The organism is Psychromonas sp. L1A2, assembly GCF_009828855.1.
Lineage (GTDB): Bacteria > Pseudomonadota > Gammaproteobacteria > Enterobacterales > Psychromonadaceae > Psychromonas.
Genome location: NZ_WUAG01000001.1, coordinates 2,123,643 through 2,148,818 on the forward strand (window position 1 = coordinate 2,123,643; position 25,176 = coordinate 2,148,818).

The 25,176-nt window shown below is 35.7% G+C and carries 20 protein-coding genes; 10 read left to right on the plus strand and 10 right to left on the minus strand.

Going from position 1 to position 25,176, the window contains the following annotated elements; all coding sequences use genetic code 11:
* Positions 1-10 precede the first annotated feature (10 nt).
* On the plus strand, positions 11-463 hold the full coding sequence (locus GQR59_RS09045; RefSeq protein WP_160061785.1) for a DUF2919 domain-containing protein: 453 nt from the start codon (positions 11-13) through the stop codon (positions 461-463).
* Positions 464-620: 157 nt separating this feature from the next.
* Here GQR59_RS09045 and GQR59_RS09050 read toward each other — a convergent pair whose 3' ends face one another.
* The 7 genes from GQR59_RS09050 to fabB form a co-directional block, all read right to left on the minus strand.
* The gene (locus tag GQR59_RS09050) at positions 621-1,907 is read right to left on the minus strand and encodes an NAD(P)/FAD-dependent oxidoreductase (RefSeq protein WP_160061786.1); all 1,287 of its coding nucleotides are present in this window, start codon (positions 1,905-1,907) and stop codon (positions 621-623) included.
* Positions 1,908-2,192: 285 nt separating this feature from the next.
* Positions 2,193-2,735, minus strand: coding sequence for an alpha/beta hydrolase YcfP (gene ycfP, locus GQR59_RS09055; RefSeq protein ID WP_160061787.1), 543 nt, complete (start codon positions 2,733-2,735; stop codon positions 2,193-2,195).
* Between the two features lie 139 nt (positions 2,736-2,874).
* A complete protein-coding gene (nagZ, locus tag GQR59_RS09060; RefSeq protein WP_160061788.1) occupies positions 2,875-3,891 on the minus strand; it encodes a beta-N-acetylhexosaminidase in 1,017 nt (338 codons plus the stop codon).
* Between the two features lie 112 nt (positions 3,892-4,003).
* Positions 4,004-6,472: a FimV/HubP family polar landmark protein gene (locus GQR59_RS09065; protein WP_160061789.1), complete on the minus strand. Its 2,469-nt coding sequence runs from the start codon at positions 6,470-6,472 to the stop codon at positions 4,004-4,006.
* 124 nt (positions 6,473-6,596) lie between these two features.
* A complete protein-coding gene (locus tag GQR59_RS09070) occupies positions 6,597-7,610 on the minus strand; it encodes an aspartate-semialdehyde dehydrogenase (RefSeq protein ID WP_160061790.1) in 1,014 nt (337 codons plus the stop codon).
* A 9-nt stretch (positions 7,611-7,619) separates the two neighbouring features.
* A complete protein-coding gene (locus GQR59_RS09075) occupies positions 7,620-8,759 on the minus strand; it encodes a 4-phosphoerythronate dehydrogenase (protein ID WP_160061791.1) in 1,140 nt (379 codons plus the stop codon).
* Positions 8,760-8,829: 70 nt separating this feature from the next.
* Positions 8,830-10,044, minus strand: a complete 1,215-nt coding sequence (gene fabB, locus GQR59_RS09080) for a beta-ketoacyl-ACP synthase I (RefSeq protein WP_160061792.1) — start codon at positions 10,042-10,044, stop codon at positions 8,830-8,832.
* A 112-nt stretch (positions 10,045-10,156) separates the two neighbouring features.
* On the opposite strand from fabB, the gene mnmC reads away from it, so the two are divergent.
* The 8 genes from mnmC to GQR59_RS09120 all read left to right on the plus strand — a co-directional run bounded on the left by mnmC (position 10,157) and on the right by GQR59_RS09120 (position 20,874).
* Positions 10,157-12,202, plus strand: coding sequence for an FAD-dependent 5-carboxymethylaminomethyl-2-thiouridine(34) oxidoreductase MnmC (gene mnmC / locus GQR59_RS09085; protein WP_160061794.1), 2,046 nt, complete (start codon positions 10,157-10,159; stop codon positions 12,200-12,202).
* Between the two features lie 154 nt (positions 12,203-12,356).
* Complete coding sequence (locus GQR59_RS09090) at positions 12,357-13,406, plus strand: 3-oxoacyl-ACP synthase III (protein ID WP_160061796.1); 1,050 nt, start codon at positions 12,357-12,359, stop codon at positions 13,404-13,406.
* Between the two features lies 1 nt (position 13,407).
* The gene (locus GQR59_RS09095) at positions 13,408-14,289 is read left to right on the plus strand and encodes an alpha/beta fold hydrolase (protein ID WP_160061798.1); all 882 of its coding nucleotides are present in this window, start codon (positions 13,408-13,410) and stop codon (positions 14,287-14,289) included.
* A complete protein-coding gene (gene oleC, locus GQR59_RS09100; RefSeq protein WP_160061800.1) occupies positions 14,290-15,999 on the plus strand; it encodes an olefin beta-lactone synthetase in 1,710 nt (569 codons plus the stop codon). It begins immediately after the preceding gene.
* 282 nt (positions 16,000-16,281) lie between these two features.
* On the plus strand, positions 16,282-17,352 hold the full coding sequence (oleD, locus tag GQR59_RS09105) for a 2-alkyl-3-oxoalkanoate reductase (RefSeq protein ID WP_160061802.1): 1,071 nt from the start codon (positions 16,282-16,284) through the stop codon (positions 17,350-17,352).
* A gap of 656 nt (positions 17,353-18,008) precedes the next feature.
* Complete coding sequence (locus tag GQR59_RS09110; protein ID WP_160061804.1) at positions 18,009-19,202, plus strand: sensor histidine kinase; 1,194 nt, start codon at positions 18,009-18,011, stop codon at positions 19,200-19,202.
* The gene (locus tag GQR59_RS09115; protein WP_160061806.1) at positions 19,174-19,539 is read left to right on the plus strand and encodes a response regulator; all 366 of its coding nucleotides are present in this window, start codon (positions 19,174-19,176) and stop codon (positions 19,537-19,539) included. Before GQR59_RS09110 ends, GQR59_RS09115 begins: the two co-directional genes overlap by 29 nt.
* A 264-nt stretch (positions 19,540-19,803) precedes the next feature.
* Entirely contained in the window at positions 19,804-20,874 is a 1,071-nt protein-coding gene (locus GQR59_RS09120; RefSeq protein WP_160061808.1) for a response regulator, read from the plus strand.
* Between the two features lie 416 nt (positions 20,875-21,290).
* On the opposite strand, the gene GQR59_RS09125 is transcribed toward GQR59_RS09120, so the two are convergent.
* Together GQR59_RS09125 and GQR59_RS09130 are read right to left on the minus strand one after the other, a co-directional pair.
* A complete protein-coding gene (locus GQR59_RS09125) occupies positions 21,291-21,815 on the minus strand; it encodes a M48 family metallopeptidase (RefSeq protein WP_236546700.1) in 525 nt (174 codons plus the stop codon).
* A gap of 302 nt (positions 21,816-22,117) precedes the next feature.
* Positions 22,118-22,867 (minus strand): sulfite exporter TauE/SafE family protein, encoded by a 750-nt coding sequence (locus tag GQR59_RS09130; protein ID WP_160061810.1) that lies wholly within the window; start codon positions 22,865-22,867, stop codon positions 22,118-22,120.
* Positions 22,868-23,170: 303 nt separating this feature from the next.
* Here GQR59_RS09130 and GQR59_RS09135 point away from each other — a divergent pair, with 303 nt between their 5' ends.
* Positions 23,171-24,073, plus strand: a complete 903-nt coding sequence (locus GQR59_RS09135; protein WP_025563921.1) for a LysR family transcriptional regulator — start codon at positions 23,171-23,173, stop codon at positions 24,071-24,073.
* A 24-nt stretch (positions 24,074-24,097) separates the two neighbouring features.
* Here GQR59_RS09135 and GQR59_RS09140 read toward each other — a convergent pair whose 3' ends face one another.
* Positions 24,098-25,159 carry a carbon-nitrogen hydrolase family protein gene (locus tag GQR59_RS09140; protein WP_160061812.1) on the minus strand — a complete coding sequence of 354 codons (1,062 nt, stop codon included), beginning with the start codon at positions 25,157-25,159 and terminating at the stop codon, positions 24,098-24,100.
* Positions 25,160-25,176 lie beyond the last annotated feature (17 nt).

Consider the following 25,176-nt stretch of genomic DNA (forward strand, 5'->3'; position numbering starts at 1 on the left):
CGAGTAAATAATGAAACAACGTCTCTACGCATTACAACACTATACTGAATCTGGTGATTTAAAAGCGCCACCAGTGTTACTGTATATTTTATTATTTTTATCTAGAACTTTGATGTTACTTGTCATATCTGTTGCTTCCCAACAAACAGGAAATAAGTTATTACAAATTTTTTACCCCGATAAAGTGCATTTTTATCTTGGTTTGATCATTGGCTTATTTCCACTAATTATATTTTTAGTCTCTGGCAGACGTCATGCACAAGATGGTTGGGCATTAAAGTGTTGGCCATTTTGCTTCTACTTACTTATAGCGAGTGTATTAGGAGACTTAGGTTTACAGGTTTATTATTTATATATGCAACACTTTACATATTCAGTTGCTGCCTCAATACAATTAGTCGTCGTTGCATGGAGTTGTATTTATATTATTAAAAGCAAACAATTAAGAGATTGCTTTAGGTAGACCATTTATTTCTTTTAATGATAAGTGTTTTAATAATAGATTATTAAAATGGAGAACAAAATTCCCTATCAGAAAAACTAATTATGATTAATAGTCATGAATAAAAATGCCTCAACAATGTGAGGCATTTTTTATAAAATGGTATGCAAACTAAAAATTAATGTAGCTTTAAACGTGGACGTAACACTCGATTAATTTTTTCAACAATAGTCATCAATCCAGTACGGATATAACCATGCAAGGCCACTTGATGCATACGATACAAAGAAATATAAACAACTTTAGCTAAACGGCCTTCAATCATCATTGAACCTTGCATCAAACTTCCCATTAAACTACCTACAGTGCTGTAGTTACTTAATGAAACAAGTGACCCGTAATCAGTATATTTATAATCACTTAATGGCTTATCTTTAAGTGTAGCCAAAATGTTCTTACCTACTAATGAAGCCATTTGATGGGCTGACTGTGCACGAGGAGGCACGAAACCACCATTAGGTAATGCACAACTTGCACAATCACCAATTGCATAAATATTATTATCTAGAGTAGTCTGTAATGTTGGCTTAACAATCAATTGATTAATTCTATTAGTTTCTAGCCCAGCTAAATCTTTCAAATAATCAGGCGCTTTAATACCCGCCGCCCATACAATTAAATCAGCTTTAATTAATTCACCCGATTTAGTTAATAAACCTTCTTCATTCGCTTCAGTCACCATTGTGTTAGTTCTTACATCAACACCTAACTTAAGTAGTTCACGATGAGCAGAGGCTGAAATACGTTTAGGTAAAGCCGGTAAAATACTATCGCCAGCTTCAATTAAGCTAACGCGTAAATCAGCGCTTTTAATATGTGAGAAGCCATAGCTAGAAACTTGTTTGAGTGAATTATATAGCTCAGCAGATAACTCTACCCCCGTTGCGCCAGCACCAATAATTGAAACGTTAACTGAATTTGTTTCTTTAACACCTAATTGTAAATACTTATTTAACATACGGTGATGGAATTTTTTCGCCTGCTGTGGGCTATCTAAAAAGATACAATGCTCACCAACACCTTTTGTATTAAAATCATTACTGACACTGCCTAAGGCCATGACCAAAATATCATACTCAAGATGACTTTCAGGTAAAATTTGACAGCCTTCTTCATCAAATAAAGCATCAATTGAAATCGTTTTATTCACACGATCTAGGTTACGCATCGCACCTAATTTAAAGTTAAATGAGTGATTTGTTGCATGTGCTCTATAACTTACAGCATCGATACCATCATCTAAAGAACCAGCGGCTACTTCATGTAACAATGGTTTCCAGAGGTGAGTACTGTTTTTATCAACTAAAGTAATATGTGCTTTTTGTTTCCGACCAAGCTTATTACCTAACTTCGTAGCTAACTCTAAACCGCCAGCACCGCCACCTACTATTACAATTTTCTTCATAACGACCTCAATAAAATTAAATTTTTTACAAATAACACTCTTATTTTTATTGATAAAAATATGTTTTATAAAAAAAGTTGATCTACATCGTGTTTTACAAAAAGTAAGGTTATAAAAAAATGAGCGCTAAGTCACCTTATTTTATGTTTGATTGCGAATGAAGTCGCATTTGAACTGATTTAAGTAAAATTATAGGATAGTTTTTGATTTGAAGTTAAACCTGCACAAGGCAGGTCTATTAATAGAAACAAATTTAATGAGCATCTAAACTCTTTTGCTTAATGATTATTTATCTGTTTTAAACTTGCTAATAGTTGTTAGATGAACCGCTATATCGGTAAATTTATGTCCTTGATTTTGATCGAAAATAATTGGGTAGTAATTAGCTAACTCATGGTTACTCACTTCACTGTCAAGTACATCATCGACAGTAGACAAAATACATAAACACTTGCTTTCATTTTCACGCCTAAAATCACTAACGCATTTTGTATCTATATCAAAATACTCTTCAGGCCATTCAATTCTGCCGACCATATTGTCTTCAGGGTGTAAGTTAGGATTAAATATGACTTGTTTAATACCACATAAAAAACCTATTCTTTCACTCCAATAACCGCCTAGGCCAACACCGCAGATTAGGGGTGAGCTATCGTCTGTACTTTTAATATGTTGATGCACCTCTTTCAAAATATGGCTCATATCTTGTTTAGGGTGAATAGTACTGTAATGAACAGAACGTACATCTTGATCGATAGACTTCAATTGCATCACTTTTTCGTGATTACCAGGACTTGTTGCATCAAAACCGTGTAGATAGATGATCATGTATTAAATTCCGCCTTATATTGCCATTGCGTGATACTACTTAAACGCCTAACTTATTAACATTGTCACACTAATAATAAGTATTTATCTTATCAGTCTAAATAAACTCACTAATAGTGCAAGTATTGCATAATACTATTTAGAGGCTCTCATTAAAATCGAGTAATAAACGTCTATTGTCAATCCAAACTTTATTTGCTTGTAAAGGTAATGAAAGTTTACTTTTATCAGCGAATAAAGATGATATCAGATCTTCATTACACTTATTCGAGACTTGCAACCCCTCTAAAATACTCATTGCAGCTGGAGTATCATTACAAGCAAGTATCAGATCACAACCTGCATGAATTGCCTCTTTTGCTCTCGACAAGTGATTTCCAACAAAACTTGCTCCATGCATTGAAATATCATCACTGATGATAGCTCCCGTAAATCCAAGTTGCTGTTTCAATATTTTCTGTAACCAATACTCAGAAAAACCACAAGGTAATGAGTCACATTGCGAATAAACAACATGCGATGGCATTATCGCATCTAATTTATTTGCTTTAATTAATTCACTAAAGGGTTGCATATCATGATCAAATATTTGTTCAAAACTTCGGTTATCAACCGGTAAAGCAATATGAGAATCTGCTTTTACACTACCATGTCCCGGAAAATGCTTACCTGTACTGGACATACCAGCTTGTTTCATACCCTCTATATAAGCAGAAGCAAGTTGAGACACTTGTGCTTTATCTTCACTAAATGAACGTTCTTTAATAACATCGGATATGCCATTAATATCTAACACAGGTGCAAAACTTAAATCTATATCACATGCAAGTAACTCACTCGCCATTACAAATGCACTTGCCTTTGCTAGAGCTAAGGCTTCTTGCATTGATGATGAATGAGCAACTAAGGAGCCACAAGATGGTAACTCAGTAAACCCTTCACGGAAGCGTTGTACGCGACCTCCTTCATGATCGACAGAAATAATAATGTCTTTTTTTGCATATAACCGAATTTGTTGTACTAATTCTTTTAACTGTAAAATATTATCGTAATTGCGAGTAAATAAAATAACGCCCGCCACTAAAGGATGCGCTAAATACTCTTGTTCTGTTGCTGTTAATTGATAACCTTCTACATCCAAAATGATTGGGCGCATAATTTTTCCATTTGATTTAAAAAGCCAGCAATGCTGGCTTTGGAAGTAAATTTATTCAACGTATTATTCTAAGTTTTTGTGTTACGTTTTAATTAAATTAAAACAAATTACATCAACTAATTCTAGCAAGTAATTTTTTTACTTCTTTAAGTTTATCTTCTGGCGCGCTTTCTAAAAGTTTAGTTAATATATCCTTTGCACCTTCTTTTTCATCTATTTCTAAATAAGCGTGCGCTAAATCCAACTGCGCAGCAACACCATCAGCATCGGTATCAAATTCAGCAAATGAATCGACTACGTCAGGAAACTCATCTAATCCGAATTCTAGATTAAAGTCTTCTTCAGTAACATCGCTTGCTTCATCACCTGTTAGTAAGGTATCAATATCTATGAAGCCTTTATCATCATTTTTGTCGAAACTTGGTAATGCAACATCTTCATTAAATGCACCACTACTCAACTGCTTTGCTAATGTATCAGCGTCAACTTCTTCAACATCATCAGATAACGCTTCAACGTCTGTTTCAATATCAGATGTAATATCTTTATCAGCAGTTTCAGATAATGCTTCAACATCGGTTTCTAAATCTGTTGCAATGTCTTCAACTGTTTCAGTTACCGCTTCAACTTCAGCGTCTAAATCTGGTGCAATGTCTTCAACTGTTTCAGTTACCGCTTCAACTTCAGCGTCTAAATTTGGTGCAACGTCTTCAACTGTTTCAGTTACCGCTTCAACGTCAGCATCTATATCTGATGTGACTTCTTCAACTGTTTCCGATACCGCTTCAACTTCAGCGTCTAAATCTGGTGCAACTTCTTCAACTGTTTCCGATACCGCTTCAACTTCAGCGTCTAAATCTGTTGCAACTTCTTCAACTGTTTCAGTTACCGCTTCAACGTCAGCATCTATATCTGATGTAACTTCTTCAACTGTTTCAGTTATTGCTTCAACATCGGTTTCTAAATCTGTTGCAACGTCTTCAACGGTTTCAGATACCGTTTCAACGTCAGCGTCTAAATCTGGTGTAACTTCGTCACTTTCTTCTGGTATATCAAGCTCAATAGGTTCCTGTTCGCTCTCAGAGAAAGTAGGATCTACCTCTTCTATTTCGTCGGCAGAAGATTCTGTTGTTATTTCTTGTTCAACACCATTATTTTCTTCAAGCTCTGCTTGTGCAAGTTCAGACTCCCATTGTGCTGCTAAATCTAAGTCTTTTTGGTCAGTACCTTCTAAATTTAAATCAGCTTCTGATAAATCAATGACATCATCTGAACCATCAATCATGGCATCAAGGTCAAAGTCTAAATCATTTGTATTAATTTCTTCAAGCTCATTCTCTGAAGTACCTTGATCGATTAATTCAGTATCGATTACCTCTTCGACTTCATTTATTTGTTCGCCTGTGTTTTCTTCAACGATACTTTGTTCAATACCATTATCTTCAGCGTTGCTACCATCCATTAATGTAGTTTCAGGTTCATCCGTTGAAACATCTACTATAAAGTCACTGTCTTCTTGCTCTTCAGATAAAGGCTGTATATCTAAATCATCATCTAATAACGTATCAAACTCGCTTTTTTCTTCACTTAAAATTGCTGTAGATTCAGCCAGCTCTTGTTGGCGTAACGCTAGTTCACGTTTAGATTTTAGGCGTAAAATAAGTAGGAATATGCCTGTTAATAATAACAATGGAAATAAAATGGCAAAACTCAACATGGAAGTTGATGAGCTAATGACACGTAAAATTGTATTTAAAATGCCAGGACCACTGAATGGGGGCTCTTCAATAGCATCAATTTGAGCTTTATATTGATCAATAATTGCTTGTAGCTCTTTCTGTACCTTTACATCTTTTGCTACTTGTTCTGAAAGTGATGTAATTTGGTCACTTAAAGGTTGTAATTTTAGTTTTAAACGTTGGTTCGCTTCAGTTGCAACAATCAACTGTTCATTAAGTAATTCAAGTTCTTTTTCTTGATCTGCCACTTGTAATTCATTTCGAATTAAAGTCAGCTGTTTATCTTCTAAATCTTTTTTCAATAGATCAGTATTTGGCTCATCAATAGGAACAAACGACGTCTCTACTTTTTTAGAAACATCAACCTGTACTGGCTGAACTGTCGTAATTACGCGAGGTTTAGGTTCGGGCTTAGTTATTTGACTTACTTTAGGTGTCGGTTTTAATAGTGCATAAGCTTCAGTATTTGATTGTTGTGCAATAAGTGCTGGACTGGGTATATTGATTACTGATGACTCAATTATTTTATTGATATCACCCTGACGAAAAGCAGAAGGATTAGATTTGTAAATAGCCGCTAAGGTTTGATAAACAGATACATTATTATTAGGACGGAGCTTAGTTGCAATTGACCATAATGTTTCAGAACTTTTGATTGGTCCATATTTAGTTGGCGTATTTATTTGTGTAACAGAGGAAGCCGTAGAGGCAGGGATTGCTTCAACTGTTTGTTGTTGTGGTGATTGAATTTCATCATTAGGTCCAATTAACTCAACGCTTTGTACAGGCACACTAAAAAATAACGGTGAACAACAAACAAGACCAAGTAAAATGCGATTCATAAACGATCCTTGTGAGGGAAAAGCAAAACAATATTATGTATATAATAAACTAGGACAATCAATAGAAGATCTTTTAAAACAAGTGAAAAGGCTAGATTTGAGATCTAGCCCATCAAAATACTACTTATAAGTAAGTATAGGCTAACTTTTCCATTACTAACACTGCATTTGTTGCAATACCATAATGAACATTGTCTGCACAGACCCACATATTAATACCTGCTGCATCACACGTATCTTTACGTAAACGTCCAACATGTACTTCAACATTACCAACAACATCATCGATCATATTTGCATAATCGCCAACAGATTCAGCCAATACAATATTGTCACTATGATGTAATGCATTAGCCACTTCTTCAAGCTCTACTGGATAATGTGTAACAATATGGACGGCTTGTGAACAACCATAAAACATTGGAACAACCACCTGTGTAGTTGAAACCACCATTTCAGGGTCGTTTAATAAACGTCTTGTTTCAGCAGCTAAACGTAGTTCAGAAAAAGTAATACCATCTTCGTTAAATTCATCAATCTGCGGAACAATATTGAAAGCGATTTGTTGTTTAAATCTTTTTTGTTCGATACCTTTAGCATTCAATAAAAGTGCAGTTTCACTCGCTAAAGCACTAACACCGACTTTGCCAATACATGATACTGATTGATAACCTGCAACAGTCACACGTTTAATACCAACTTCTTGATGTATTTGTTTAATAGCCAATGTCAGTTGTGCTGTTTCAGGGCTTGGAATAGCGATAATATTTGATTCACTGTAACGCGCAATATTATCATCGTTAATACCCATTTGTACTAAAGGTACCGCAGCATCTTCTAAATAATAGCCACTGATATCGATAACAACACAATGCTCTTTTGCAATCGGAATCCATTGCTGTGCAACATCTCGATCAGCAAGAAATAATGCGATATCAACTTGTTGCCAATCAAATGAGTCAATTTCTAATACATCAACTGGTTTACCTGAATACATAAGAGAAGTAGTTTCTGACTCTCCAATACTTAAAGGAAAAATGTTATTAATGGCAAAATCACGTTTTAATAACACTTCTAAAGTCGTTTCAATACAACCATCAATTTCACCAATAAGTGCAATATTATATTCTTTGTTCATGTTGACCTTTTATTTATTTTTAACGGTAAAACCAATTTTGTTCAAATTGATTATTTGAGAATTCTGATGGGTAGGATCAGTAAAATTAAGCGAAAGTGTAGAAAGCTCTCTTCGTTCAGGATAATTTTTACGCATTTGATCAAAACCATTTATTTGATTAACTTTACTTCTGAATAAGGCATCATCTCTTCGCACATCATATATCAAATGTACTAAAGATTTTAATAATTCTGAGGTTAAAGGTGATTGAATATCAGTTTGGCTAATCTTAGCTTTGACCATAAAGTCAGTGCTAGTTAAAATGGCTTCAGTTTTTAATTGTTTAGATAGCGCTTGATAGAGCATTTCTGTACCACGCACTCGTCCATCTAAACTATAACCAGCAATATGTGGCGTCGCTAATGCGACGAACGGCAATAAAGCTTGCTCAATATTGGGTTCATTTTCCCACACATCTAACACTAATGTAGGGGCTTTGCGTTCTATTGCTAACTTCAATAACGCTTGGTTATCTATCACCTCACCACGACAAGCATTAATCAATATTTGTTGTGGGTTAAGTTGCTGCAATACTGTTTCATTGAATAGATGAAACGTTTTAAATGGGCCTTGCATTGTTTTAGGCACATGCAACGAGATAATATCTGATTGTAAAACCTCAGAAAAGTCACAGAACTCTCTGCTGTCTCCTGATACTTGTAAAGGAGGATCGTATAATTTGCAACTAACACCAAGCCCTGTTAAACATTGATAAACAGCACTACCTGTGTTGCCTGCACCAACAATAGCAACGGTTTTATTGATTAACTCAAATTGTTTACTTTCAGCTAATACTAATAAAGCGCTTAATACATATTCACCGACTGATATTTTATTACAGCCAGGTGCACTGCTAAATGCAATGTTGCGTTTAGTTAAGTAATCTAAATCAATATGATCAGTACCAATCGTAGCGGTACCAACAAACTTAATGTTTTCATTTAGGCTTAATAGCGTTTGATCAACTTTTGTGATCGACCGAACTAATAATATATCTGCATCTTTTACTTGTTCAGGCGTTACATTACGTCCAGAAAAAGTAATTATTTCTCCAAAAGATCCAAAGAAATCTTTACCGTAAGGAACATTTTCATCAATGTAAATTTTCATTATTTATCCTGACTTATAACCAAACGAAAAAAAGGAGCCAAGGCTCCTTTTTTATGCATTAAACGACATCTTATTTGAAACGTTTAAATACTAATGTTGCATTTGTTCCACCAAAACCAAAACTATTAGACATAACGATATCTAATTTAGCTGCTTCAGGTTTGTTTTTAACAATTGGAAGATTAACTGCTTTTTCATCAACTTCATCGATATTACATGAAGCAGAAATAAAATCATTTTCCATCATTAATAAACTGTAAATAGCTTCATGAACACCAGCCGCACCTAATGAATGGCCAGTTTGAGATTTAGTAGAGCTAATCTTTGGGGCACCATCAGCGAATACAATGTTAATCGCTTCTAACTCTTTAACATCACCAACCGGTGTTGATGTACCATGAGTGTTTAAGTAATCAACTTTACCTTCAACTGTTGAAAGTGCTTGTTGCATACAACGTACCGCGCCTTCACCAGATGGAGCAACCATGTCGTAGCCGTCAGAAGTTGCACCATAACCTACGATTTCACCGTAAATTTTAGCACCACGAGCAAGTGCATGCTCAAGTTCTTCAACAACAACCATGCCGCCGCCGCCTGAGATTACAAAACCATCACGTTTTGTATCATAAGTACGAGATGCTTTATCAGGCGTTTCATTATATTTACTTGAAAGTGCGCCCATCGCATCAAACTCACAAGCCATTGTCCAATCTAACTCTTCACCACCACCGGCGAAAACAATATCTTGTTTGCCAAGTTGGATTTGCTCAAGAGCGTGACCAATACAATGTGAACTCGTTGCACAAGCAGAGCTCATTGAGTAGTTGATACCTTTAATTTTAAATGGTGTAGCTACGCAAGCAGAGGTAGTACTCGCCATAGTACGAGGAACCATATAAGGGCCAACACGACGTACGCCTTTATCTTTCATGATTTGGCATGCATCAACTTGGTTTTTTGAAGAACCACCACCAGAGCCGGCTACTAAACCAGTACGCACATTTGAAACCATGTCTTCTGGTAAATTAGCATCAGCAACTGCTTGTTGCATTGACAAATAAGTGTATGCAGCTGCATCACCCATGAAACGCATTACTTTACGGTCAATATGCTCAGAAGGATTGATCTTTAAATCACCCCAAACTTGGCTACGCATTCCCACTTCTTTGAATTGCTCAGAAAATGTAATGCCTGACTGGCCACTTTTAAGTGATGCTAAAACTTCTTCTTTATTGTTACCAATACTAGAAACAATACCGATACCTGTAATTACTGCTCTTTTCATTATTAAGCCTTTATTGCTTGAGGGACTAATTATATGATCATCAAGTGTGAACCAATTTTCTTAAATCAACCTGACTTTATAGAATATGATCGCATATATAGAGGAATATAACTTGTCTCAAGCTAAAAACAATATAATTAAGCAATCACAACTTTACTGGTCAGATCAGTTAGAAGCACATTCAAACCAATTTGATAGCGCTTATTTTAACAAAGATGAAGCAATTAACATATCTCAATATGTATTTTGTGAAGGTAATTTATTACCTCAAAGGTGGAAATCGTTTACGAGCGAGCAATTCTGTATTGTTGAAATGGGTTTTGGTAGTGCTTTTAATTTTATTAATACTGCCCAACAGTTTTTAACTTTTACTCATAATCATTCAACTGCAGAACTGAAGCGCTTACATTACATAAGTTTTGAACAATATCCTTTTAGTATTGAGGAACTTGAAAAAATACTACAATTTTTTCCACAGTTTGATAATTTGATAAAGTCACTTATTTCTCAGTACCCAATGCAACTAATAGGTTGTCATCGTTTATCCTTTAATAACGGACAAATATTATTAGACTTATGGTTTGGGGATACTAATCAGCAACTCGATAAGATAAATAAATGTCATGGTGGAATAGCTGACGCTTGGTTTCTAGATAAGCTTTATTTAAATAATGATTCAACCACCGAACATAAAACATTCTTTGAGAATATATATAAACACTCGAAGCAACAGGCCACATTAGCAGTATCTACACCAACAGAAATGGTCAAAACATATTTAATCAATACAGGATTCAATATAAAAACCAGTAAAGGATATCAACACACAAACGCAATATTATTAGGTTGTATTGATATTGATCCCTCTAAAAATAATTCAACGCAATTAAACGTCTCTATTAAAGACATAGCTATTATTGGCGGTGGCATTTCAGCCTTATGCACTGCATTGTCTTTGGCAAAACGAGGCAATAAAGTCACTATCTACACAAAAGACAGTGCATTAGGGTCTGGCGCATCGGGTAATTTACAAGGTGCTCTCTATCCTTTATTAAACCAACAGCATGATGAATTAGGTCAGTTATTTACGAATGCTTATTTATTTGCACTTAATTTTTATAAAGATATTCATCATCAATACCCTTTCGCCCATCAATTTAATGGCGTGATCCAATTAGCCTACGATCAAAGCTCAACCAATAAGTTACACAAAATACATAATGCTAATTTACCTGAGCAACTACTTCGTTGGACAACTCCTGAACAAACAGATCAACTTGCTGGATTAAGTATTGGCCACCCTGCTTTGTTTTATCCTACAGGTGGGTGGTTAAGTCCGAGACAACTTATTATTGCTTTGCATAAAAAACTAAATGAATTTAGTAATATAACGATTCACTATCACCATCAAATTAACACATTTACTGAACAACCAAGTTTAAACGAGCCCCCATCTAGTGCAACTGAATGGATGTTAGAAGCAGAAGTAACTAATACATTAAATTCAAATAATGAATTAAAAGAATATAAACATAACACGTTAGTGATTGCAGCTGGATTTGATACTTTAAAGTTTGAGCAATGCCGAGCTGTGCCGTTATCAGCTGCGCGCGGTCAAGTAAGTCATATTAAGACCAACTCTGCACTGTCCCCATTAAAACGAACGCTTTGCCATGAAGGTTATTTGACGCCTGATATTAACGGCGAGCATTGTATGGGCGCGACCTTTAAACGTCATGATCAAGATATTAAATATCGAGAGTCAGAACAAACAGACAATCATCAGAAACTCAAAAAGTGTATTGCAAATAAACCTTGGGTAGACTCCATTATTGTTAATGACCAAGCTCATATAGGTGTACGCTGTACAACAAGAGATCATTTCCCTTACGTCGGGGCATTAACTGATTACGATCAACTGAAACACGATTATCAACTTGGTAAGACAACTACCGAAAACATAAAAACATTATCAGACGTTTTTTTATTAACAGGATTAGGATCGCGCGGATTGTGCAGTGCACCTTTATTAGCAGAATTATTAGCTAGCGAAATTAATAATGAAAGTTTGCCTGTAGATAAAAATATATATAAAAAGGTGCAAATTCCACGACAATGGATAAACTATATACGTAAAAACAAACCCTTAAAAGATTAAAAAGTAGGCTGTTTATACATAAATTAGTAGTAATTAGAAGTGAGCTCAGGATTGGACTTTGTTAAAAGCACAATTTACGGTAATCTACTGCTCCGGTTTAAGGGTTGAATAAAATGGTCCTTTTTAAAAAATTAAAGAGAAAAATTGCAGCTTAATGAAATATTCCCGCGTTTATATTAATAGCATGGCTTATCAACTAGCCCCAGAAGTGGTTACAAGTAAAGATTTAGAATCTCGCCTGGCACCTTTGTATCAAAAACTACGAATTCCTGCTGGCCAGCTAGCCGCATTAACTGGAATTGAAGAAAGAAGATGGTGGCCAAGTGATCACCGTTTATCCGACGGTGCAATAGAAGCGGCTAAAAAATCATTAGATGAAACAGGCATCAATGTCGATGATATTGGTGCAGTTGTCTACACTGGCGTTTGTCGTGATCAACACGAGCCTGCTACCGCTTGTCGAATTGCTGCAGAATTAGGTGTTAATAGAAGCACTGCCATTTATGATATTAGTAACGCATGTTTAGGTGTGTTATCAGGTATATTAGACATCGCAAATCGCATTGAATTAGGCCAAATTAAAGCTGGTTTAGTAGTTTCATGTGAATCTGCTCGTCATATTGTCGATATTACCATTGATAATATGCTGTCAAATCCTAGCATTCAAAATTTCTCTCAATCACTTGCGACTTTAACTGGTGGCTCTGGTGCTGTTGCAGTGTTATTGACCGATGGCTCATTACCACTTAAAAATGATCGTCAGCATAAACTTTTAGGTGCAAGCCACCTTTCAGCACCAGAACATCATGATTTATGTAAATGGGGCTTACAAGAAGTAGGACTCAAATTACATCGTGAATTCATGCGTACTAATGCGGTACCTTTGCTTAAAGAAGGTGTTGCCTTAGCTTTAGATACATGGAAAAACTTTTTAACACAACAACAATGGACGATTGGCAGTGTTGATAAAGTAATATGTCATCAAGTTGGTTCTGCTAACCAAAAACAAGTGCTAGCAGCATTAGGTATTCCCACTGAAAAAGAATATCCAACGTTTCAATATTTAGGCAATATGGGCACAGTCTCGTTACCTGTAACAGCGGCATTGGCAGATGAACAAGGTTTCCTACAAAAAGGCAATAATGTCAGCTTTTTAGGAATAGGCAGCGGTTTGAATTGTATGATGCTTGGATTGGAGTGGTAGTATGAATTTTGATAGTTTATTTCCTTTCAGACGAAACTTTCTAGACTTAAATGGTCAGAAATATCATTACTTAAATGAAGGTTCAGGCGAACCAGTTGTAATGGTGCATGGTAATCCTAGCTGGTCTTTTTACTACCGTAATTTAGTAACCGAGTTAAGTCATCAATATCAATGTATCGTGCCAGATCATATTGGTTGTGGCCTCTCTGACAAACCTTCAGACGCGGATTATGATTACACATTAAATCAACGTATTAACGACCTTGAAAAGCTATTAGACCACCTAGATATAAAACAAAATATCACTTTGGTTGTGCATGATTGGGGTGGAATGATTGGTATGGGTTTCGCTGCACGTTATCCAGACCGTATAAAACGTTTAGTCATTTTAAATACAGCTGCATTCAACTTACCTAAAACAAAGAAGTTTCCTATTCCACTGTGGATTTGTAGAAACACCTATTTAGGCACAGCGCTAGTACGTGGTTTCAATGCATTTTCATCAATAGCTTCATATGTTGGTGTTAAGCGTAAAGCAATGCCCTCAACCATTCGTAAAGCTTACGTCGCCCCTTTCAACTCTTGGAAGAACCGTATTTCTACCCTACGATTTGTTCAAGATATTCCATTGTCACCAGAAGATCGTAATTACCAGTTAGTTGAGAATATAGACAGTAGCTTGAAACATTTTCAAACTATCCCCACGGTTATTTGCTGGGGACTACAGGACTTTGTTTTTGATAAACACTTTTTAACAATGTGGAAGCAAAAAATGCCACATGCTGATGTGCATGAATTTGCTGATTGTGGTCACTATATTCTTGAAGATGCCAGCAATGAAGTGATCAATATTGTGCAAAAATTTATGGATAAAAACCCATAGATGTCCAACCCGAGTAAATTAAAAAAGTACAATAGAACCAGTACTAAAAGTAAAACAAAAAGCAATAAAGGAAATTTGTGCCGCCACTTAGTGGCAGCATCTAAAAATTTTCCAAATAGCCTTGCAGTTAGTGTGCAGAAAAAAAAGCTTAAAGGATTAACTTACAAAGAGTTAACCTTTGCAGAACTGCACCAACAAAGTGATGATATCGCTTATGCTTTAAACCAACTTGGTATTAAAGCTGGCGATAAAGCGGTACTAATGGTCACGCCAAGTATCGCTTTTTTTAATCTCACTTTTGCATTATTTAAAGCAGGGATTGTACCGATTTTAGTCGACCCAGGTATGGGCGTTAAAAACCTCAAACAATGTTTTGAAGAATCACAGCCAGATGCATTTATAGGTATTCCCAAAGCACACTTAGCTAGACTGCTATTTGCTTGGGGTAAAAAAACCATCAAGCATATCATCAATGTAAACGGTCCTGCTTTATTTGGTGGCCAACAGTTATCTCGCTTATTAAAAAAATATCCACGCACTAAGCCATATCTAATACAACAACTAAGCCCGCACCAATTAGCCGCCATCTTGTTTACAAGCGGCAGTACAGGCACGCCTAAAGGGGTTGTTTATAGCCATAGCATGTTTGAAGCGCAGATAAATGTATTAAAAAATGATTATGGCATTCAAATGGGGGAAGCTGATTTAGCAACTTTTCCTTTATTCTCATTATTTGGTCCTGCATTAGGCATGGCTTCAATTGTGCCAGAAATGGATGCAAGTCAGCCTATAAAGGCAAATCCACGTTATATTTTTGCTGCCATTAACAAATATCAATGTACTAATCTATTTGCAAACCCTGCGTTACTTGACGTACTCGGACAAGCAGGCCAAAAAGAGAAACACACGTTGCCTAGCTTAAAACGCGTTATTTCAGCAGGCGCCCCGGCGACACTTAGTTCTATTAATCGCTTTAGTAAGATGTTGACGGGTACCGCTGAAGTTATTAACTCATACGGTGCGACCGAGTCATTACCTATTAGTAAAATAGGCAGCCAACAGTTACTTAATACGACAAATATTACCGATCAAGGCGGCGGTATTTGTGTGGGTTCAGCGATTAAAAACATAGATATATCAATCATTCACATTACAGAGCAAGACATCAAGCATTGGCATGATGATTTATTATTACCCGCTTTTGAGATTGGTGAAATTGTAGTCAAAGGCCCTCAAGTCAGTGCGAGTTACTATCATCGAGATCAAGCAACCGCACAAGCTAAGATAAAAGAGGGTAACAGTGTCCGTCATCGAATGGGCGATCTTGGCTATTTAGATGATAAAGGCAAACTGTGGATGTGTGGGCGCAAAGCACATCAAGTTCAATCTAATCATCTTAACGTTGATAAACCCTATTACTCTATTCCCTGTGAACGAATATTTAACACTCATAAAATGCTTAAACGAAGTGCATTAGTGAGCGTCAATATTAATGGTAAAACAACTCCAGCACTTTGTATTGAGATAGAAAAAAGTAAAAAGGTAGGCCAACAAAAATTGTTTGATGAATTACTCGACATAGCAAACCAACATCAACAAACTCAAGGTATAGCGCTTTTTTATATCCATAAGAAATTCCCGATGGATATTCGTCACAACGCCAAAATATTTAGAGAGAAATTAGCAGTATGGGCTCAAACACAAGTCTAAACATTGAGAATGAAATAAAACAATTCAATAAAAATAAGTGAAAAGTAAATACTCAAATTAAAGTGTTAGACTCAACATACTTATACCAATGGAATTAAATAAGTGATCAGAGATTATGCAGGAAAAATTAACACTAATAAGGCGTGAGTTGTAGGAGATAGTTGTTCTCACTTCAAAACTCACAACGCAGTTAGGGGTTATTTTAACCAGCAAGAATGGTCACCTTATTAATTCTTTTGGTATTAGTCAGTCTCACAAAAAAAATCAACAAAGAGAAACACAATGACAGACAACCGCCCTCTCCTATCTGAACTACTACCACAACATCAACTTATTTTGAATACATTAAAGACACAAGTCAGCAGTGTGTTTATTACCGGTGCCGGTGGATTTTTAGGCACTGCGCTATGTCGATTTCTCCGAGCCGCAGACATAAAAGTGGTTGGCTTTGCGCGTGGAGAATACCCTCATTTAAACGCAATGGGTGTGACATTAATTCAAGGTAATTTACAAAACAAACAATCGGTTATCAAGGCAATGCAAGGTTGTGAACTTGTTTTCCATGTGGCTTCAAAAGCGGGAGTTTGGGGTGATAAAGCCAGTTACTTTGGACCGAATGTCACTGGTACAGAAAACATTATAGCGGGCTGTCACAAACACAACATAAAACATCTTGTTTATACCAGTACACCCAGCGTAACATTCAGTGGTGAAGATGAAAATAACATTGATGAATCACAACCCTACGCAAAGCAATTCCTAAATTTTTATGGCCTCTCTAAAGCAATCGCAGAACAAACTGTAATAGAGAGTAATTCAGCCCAACTTAACACGGTTTCCTTAAGGCCACATTTAATCTGGGGTCCAGGCGATCCTCATTTAGTCCCAAGAGTGATCGAACGGGCTAGAGCAGGAAAGTTAAAATTAGTCGGGAAAGTAGATAAGTTAGTTGATACTACTTATATCGATAATGCTGTTTACGCACATTTATTGGCAGCACTTGAGTTAAATAAACCCACACCTCGTTGTGCAGGCAAAGCGTACTTTATCAGTAATGGACAGCCTATTCTCATGGCTGACATGCTAAACAATATTTTAACAGTTGCTAACTTACCTAACGTCACAGCAAGAGTTCCTAGCGGCATTGCTTATTTTGTTGGCACGCTATTAGAATGGTGGTATTTAAGAACAGGCAATCAGAATGAACCTATCATGACACGTTTTGTAGCAAGGCAGTTATCAACCAGCCACTACTTCGATATAAGTGCCGCAAAACAAGACTTTGATTACCAAGCATTAGTGACTATTGATGAAGGGATGAAACAATTAAAACAATACTTAGTCACTCAATAAATTGCCCCTTTTGAGTCTAACTCCTTAGGGAATAAGCATTTAAAATTCAAAGTGCTAATAAACTAACAACATGTGTTCGTACAATTGATAAATGGTTTGTCGTGCGCTTTAAGATATAAATGAGCCAATTCGTTATACCGATTACATTAAATAAGTATTCTAAATTTTGCGCAGGAAAAATGACTTAGTTTAAGGTGTAAATTGAGGCCTTTCGAAGATTCACTTCGTTAATCGTCTGTCGGTGAATTAACTAAAACATGTTAATTCATTAATGGCAGTTTCCTTTACGAAATTTACAACGAATACATAAGTTATTTTAACAAGTAAAATAGATCACTTAATTAGTGTGATTGGTATTAGATTTACGCTTTAAAAATGTAAGCATATCCTGGTCTAATTGAACTGGACACTTTATCAATCTTAAAACTTTTAAAAAATCAATTCCTTGCTATTAGTGTATAGTTACTATCTACTGTCATACAGCATAAACATCAAAAATTCTTCATTAAAATACTTATTAAAAGTGGAGCTCTATTGTTTTTTATAAAAAGTTGCACAAAATAAAATCGTACAATAGTTAATCATTCTAGCTTCTTTATTTAAAGTAACATTACTTCATAAACAGCAGCAAACCTTATGGTACAAAGGATTTCAAAGTGGAAAAAACAAGTACCAAAACAGAATTGCCAGAATATTCAGAAAGTATTGTTAACACGGTTAGAGAACCATTAATCGTGATGGATCAACATTTAAGAGTAATAACGGCTAGCCGATCATTCTATGATTTTTTTAGAGCTGAACCGAAAGATACGATTGGAAAGTTAATTTATAACTTAGGTAATAATCAATGGAATATACCAAAATTAAGGGATTTACTAGAAACAATTCTGCCACAAAAAACCAGTTTTGACGGATACAAGGTAGAACATGATTTTACCACTATCGGTTGGCGTACTATGTTACTCAATGCGAGACAAATTGAACATTCGCAATCAAAAGATCACATAATTTTACTGTCTATTGAAGATATTACTGAAAGAAATGCAATTCAAGAGGGACTAGTTAAAGCCAACAAAGAACTAGAAATACTAACGAAAGATTTAGGAAGAGCAGCTCAAGTTAAATCAGAATTTTTAGCAAATATGTCACATGAATTAAGAACTCCTCTTAATTCTATTAATGGTTTTTCAGAGGTGCTTTATGATGAAACCTTTGGTCCATTAAATGACAAACAAAAGCAATATGTTAAAAATGTATTAGTAAGCGGTAACCATCTTTTACTATTAATAAACGAAATATTAGACATGGCCAAGGTTGAAGCCGGAAAAATGACCCTTTCTATTTCTGAACTACCAATACGAGAAATTTTATATGAGATATCTGGTTTAATAAAAGATGCAGCGAATAAAAAAAATCTTAAAATGATCATAGATATTTCGAAAGAATTAAAGAATATTCAAGCTGATTCGTTAAAAATTAAACAAGTTCTCTACAACCTACTTTCTAATGCCATCAAATTCACACCCGATGGAGGTGAAATTGGCATTAAAGCAACGCAAACAGACACTGAAACTCAGATTGTAATATGGGATACAGGAATTGGCATTGCACTAGAAAATATCGAAAAGATATTTGAAGGTTTTTTTAGAATAGAAACCCCCTATTCTCGTGTAACAGAGGGAACAGGATTAGGGCTACCCATAGCAAAAAATTTAGTTGAACTTCATGGGGGTAAATTAAAAGTTGAATCGGAAGGCAATGAAAAAGGCACATCCGTTCAAATAACATTACCTATTAAACATACAACAACGGTAATTCGTGATGAAAACAAAAATAGTCATAGTCGATGATAACGCAAATAACTTGCTACTCGAAAAAGATCTTCTAATCGTAGCTGGATTTGAAGTCTATACCGCAGTCAACGCAACCGATGCAATGCAATTAATTAAAGAGGTAAAACCTCAAGTTATTGTATTAGACGTTCAACTGCCTGATATTTCAGGCTCTGAATTGGCTCGTATATTAAGATCAAGTGAAGATACGGTTTCTACTCCGATTGTTTTTGTAACCGCATCTGTATTGCAATCGGACATAGACCATTTACTTTGCATATCCGATAGCGCATATATTTCTAAACCAATAAATACGCGAACATTTTCTAAAGAAGTGAGCCAATGTATTAAATGACACTAAACACGTTTATTTATACCGATTACATTAAATAAGTGATCTAAATTTTGCGCAGGAAAAATGAGTGAGTTCAAGGCGAAAATTAAGGCCTTTCGAAGATTAACTTCGTTAATCGTCTATCGGTGAATTAACTAAAACATGTTAATTCATTAATGGTTGTTTCCTTTACGAAATTCACAACGAAGAAATAAGTTATTTTTAACAAGTAAAATAGATAACTTAATTAGTGTGATTGGTATTAATACACACATGGAGAAATAAATGAATAACAGTTCCGTTATTTTAGTTGTTGATGATAACCCAATGAATATTGAGTTAATGGAAGCTTATCTTGAGCCTAAAGGATATAAAATAATAACAGCGACCAGAGGCCAAGAAGCACTAGATATATTAGACAATCAATCAATTGACTTAATTTTACTGGATGTAATGATGCCAGGCATTAGTGGTTTTGAAGTCACGCGAAAAATAAGAAGCGACAAATTTTCAAAATATATTCCTATTATTCTGATCACTGCGTTAAGTGAAAAAAAAGAGCGAGTAGAAGGTATTGATGCAGGATGTGATGACTTTATTACTAAACCAGTAGATAAAAATGAACTATGCTCTAGGGTAAAATCTTTACTTAAAATAAAAGATTACAACGATCTAAAAGATAATTATCAACAAAAATTAGAGCTTGAAGTGGCAACAAGAACTGAATCTCTAGAAAAAGCAATGCTCAGCCTAAAAACTGCTTCATTAGAAACCATTAATAGATTAACCAGAGCAGCAGAATACAAAGACGAAGAAACCGGTGCACACATACAACGCATGAGTTTATATTCTGAAGCGGTTGCTCGAAGTTATGGGCTTGATGAAACGACCATTGAAAATATATTATTTTCAGCCTGTATGCATGATCTTGGTAAAATATCGACACCCGATAATATATTGTTAAAGCCCGGGAAATTAGATGCCGCTGAGTGGGAAGTCATGAAACAACATACTGTTGTAGGCGCAAAAATTCTAATGGGATCGGATTCCGAAGTGATTCAATTAGGCGAAATAATTGCCCGTTCTCATCATGAACGATGGGACGGTAGTGGTTATCCCGATGGTTTAAAAGGCAACGATATTCCAATTGCGGCACGTATTGTTGCCATTGCGGATGTATTTGATGCTCTTTCCTCTGAAAGGCCCTACAAAAAACCATTTTCGGAAGAAAAAACATTCTCCATCATTAAAGAAGGAAGCGGTACTCACTTTGACCCAACTGTTGTTGATGCCTTTTTCTCAGTACAAAAAGAGATTTTAACAATAAAACAAAAATATGCTGATAACGTAATATAAATTACGCTTTTTACGAATAGACTTATACCAATGGAATTAAATAAGTGATCAAGGATTGCGCAGGAAAAATTAACACTAATAAGGCGTGAGTTGTAGGAGATAGTTGTTCTCACTTCAAAACTCACAACGCAGTTAGAGGTGATTTTAACCAGCAAAAATGATCACCTTATTAATACTTTTGGTATTAGTTCACTTCCTATGTGTAGCCAATATTAACACCATTGGATTTACGCGTAGTGGTGACACTCGCTTACAAGAATAAGATTTATAGTGCTAAAGTAATTTATAAAATGGAGGACCGTGATTAATACTCAAAATAATAACCTAGCGGACTCATAGCTCGGTTTTCTTAATAGTAACCACATCATAAGTTTATTGAACGATACTGCCTAATACAACGACTTCATAAGAGCGGCCTAATAAATGCTGCCTTTAAGCTCTAACTGAGTTAAATACAAACGCATTTCAAACTCCATTTGATGGTAATCGGGCAACATATGTTCACACAATTTATAAAAGGCTTTATCGTGATTTTTCTCACGTATATGGCTCAACTCATGTACAACTATCATCTCTAAAAAGGCTTCAGGAGCAGTCTTGAATAGCTCACTAATCCGAATTTCATTCTTACTTTTTAACTTGCTGCCTTGCACTCTAGAAACAAAAGTATGTAGACCTAATGCATTATTAACAACATGAATCTTCTTATCATAAGTAATTTTACTTAGCGGTGATGACTTACGTAAATAACGATTTTTCAACTCCATTACATAATCACGTAATAACTTATCATTATTAATAGTATGCTGCTCTGGGTACTTTGTAAGTAAGAATGCGCCCAACTTATCTTGATCTAGCATTGTTTGTATTTGTGACTGTACCTGGGGAGAATACGCAGAAAGGTACTTAAGTGATGTTGGTTGCTTTAATGATCTAGACATAATTAAATCTTAATAAAAATAATGAATGAAATTATAACGTACTTATTGCTTATGCATTAGCTAAACTCGTTTTAAAGAAAGTTGAAAATAATAATAAAAACCTTAATCATGAAGAAGTAGCGGTTTTTATTGCTTACCTCGCTAATAACGAGCAAGTAACTCGACTTGTTTATTTAAAGTAATGGTAAATGTCAGCAGTTAATTGCATAAGTTTATTTATATCGAGCAGCTATAGTTAAGCCATTAACTTTGACGCTTACCTTTACAAATCTAACCCCCCTTTTTGCTTTTAAAAAATGGGATTAAAGTAAAGCTTTTAAAGACAAACTGACGCCGGATAATAGTAATAGAACAACCGCGATACGTTTAATCACTTGAGGTGATATTTTAGGAGGATAACGTTTACTCAATACTGCGACAATAAATACACAAGGTAAACCCGCTAAACTCACCCAAAGCATTGACTCAGTAATTTGACCACCCACTCCCATAATTACAATTCGTAGTAGGCAAGAAAGAAAGAAAACGCTGAGTAATGTTGCACGAATGACACTCAAAGCAATAGGTTGACGATACATTAAATAAGAAATAGGTGGTCCAGATGTCGAAAACAAGCCTCCAAATACCCCTGAAATACCACCAAACACAAAATACACCCAAGGTCGTGAAGGTTTGATGTCTTTCTTAGGCTTCACTAGGCTCATTAAACAAGCCAGAATGATGCTTATGCCCAATAAGAGTTGTAGCCAGTGCAAAGCGTTGCTTCCGAAAAAATTCAATAAATAAACCCCAACTGCAATCATTGGGGTTGAGGCAATGAAGTAAACAATGAAATTCTTTGCATTAACTTGCTTCCATACGCCACCATATAAACTTGTTGCTGCATTCACCATACTCAACACACTTACAGAAAAGGCGGCAACTTCTAATGGCACGAGAGAAAATAACGCAGCGACACTCATCACAATCAAACCAAACGCAAACCCAGTTATACTTTGAACGTAGCTTCCGACAACAAATACGAAAAGAAGCCATATAGAAATATCATGCATACAAATCTCAACTAAAAAATCATGAATAAAATGGTTTATTATGGCCTATTAAACCTTCGACAACCACACAGAAAAACATAGCGTTAACAGGCGAAAACCCACATGCTTATTGTACTAAACTTTATTTAAGTAAAGTGTTAAATAAAGTATTAGGTCACCATCAAACTTTATCACGTCCACATTCCTGACTAAAAATCACAAAATAACTAAACCTGAGTGAATACCCATTAATTGTTGTTTAACCCCAATAGTATTTCATATAGGATTTAACTATATCGAACTCAAATAATTAGGATAAAAAGCATGGATATAAAACTACGACCTATTCGTTATTTTATTGCAGCTGCAGAGTGTGGCAGCCTATCTGAGGCCGCTAACAAACTTCATATCTCACAACCCAGTATTTCAGCTGCTATTATTGAAATAGAGAAAACACTCGATCTACAATTATTTGTACGCTATCCCTCTAAAGGTATTCGATTAACGACACAAGGCATTAAAGTGTTAGAAGAAGCCAGAATACTGATAAGACATGCTGAGTCATTTCGCGCAGCAACAAGCGCGGTTAAATCACAGCTTGTCGGCAATATTTCTATCGCTTTCTTTATGAATTTAGGCTCCAATTATTTATCAGAAATTATTAGAACATTTAAAGAAAAATACCCTGATATCAATGTCCACATCCACGACTTAGATCAAGCCGCCATTTTTGATGCGCTCAGTAGCGGTAAAGTAGAGCTAGCATTAACTTTTGATTTAAATATCCCTAAATCAATGAAAACAAAATATATTGCTTCAAGAGAACCCTATGCCCTATTACCAATTGATGATCCACTCGCACAACAAGATGAAGTACAACTCAAAGAACTTGTGCAACGCCCTTTTATTTTAATGGACTTGCCTTATACAAATGATTATTTCATCTCGCTATTCGCAAAAAAGAAATTATCCCCCAATATTCGTTACCGCACCACATCATTTGAAACCGTAAGAACCTTTGTTGCCAGTGGTTTAGGTGTCTCCGTATTAAACTTAAAACCCAAATCTACGGTCACCTATAATGGTAACAAAGTGGTGATTAAACCGATCAAAGATAAAGTCGATCCTCTTAATATTGTGCTTATACATTACAGTCGACTAGAGCCACGACGCATTGCAGATATATTTTCCGCTCATATCGAATCTTTTTTTGAAGCAGCGTCATAAGCTGCTTCAAAAATTCAAGGCATATTAAGTATAATTAATCAGATCTAAGCTCTCTTCTAAGGTTGTATTAGCAATCGGTACTGAGCTATTAGCACCGTGGCTAACTAAATCATGTAATGGCTTTTGTCGACAGCGATTAATCGAAACATGAAACACATCATGTCTATTATAATAACCGGCCATATCATGATGTTGTTTTAATTCCACAAGACTACTAATATCTAAATCAGCGATAACAAGCCCCTCTCGGTCAGATAAAGTTTCACCCAACGTGGTGCCATTAGGCGTGACAATCATAGAGGCGGATCTTGGAGAAGCTTCTAAAATGGCTCTAGCTTCATCGTCATCACATAATAAAGCTATATTTTCATCTGTTATAAAACCTGCGGATACAACCGAAAACACTTTAGCTTCAAAACAATGTGCTGCTGCACGCACTCGAATTGCATCTGCCAAATCATAAGGTTCTGAATCACGAGGATCTTTAAATGGCCAAATAGGAGGATAATTAGCACAATGAATTTCCTCACCTTGTGCCATCAGTGCATAGCGCGACAAAGGGTTACCATTTTCCCCACAAATCAAACCACCTACTCGTCCAAACGGCATATCAACAACAGACAACCCAGCACCATCACCGCGATTCCACGTTAATTTTTCATAAAAAGTCGGTACTAGTTTACGGTGATGATTGACGATAATACCTTGTGCATTAATCAATATCATTGAGTTCCACAAACACCCTGCTGAATATGAAGCAACTTCTGAAAAGCCTAGAGATACGGCTATTTTCTGTTGTGCAGCCGCACTTGCAATAGCTTTAATTTCCGGTCCATCAACACGTAACGATGAAGCGGCAAATTTAACAAAGTTTTCATGCCCCTTAATTGGGCTTGATAACGCATTCCAAATTGGGAACCCTGGAATAAAACTCTCTGGAAATACAATAAGTTCAACACCCGCTTTAGCAGCTTCAGTTAAATATTTAATGGCTTTCTTTACGCCTCCCTCAGGATCAAAAAACTCTGAAGAAACATGCGCGGCAGCCACTCGAACGGGATTATTTTGTTTAGTACTTGAAGTCATAGGACTTTTCCTTTCAT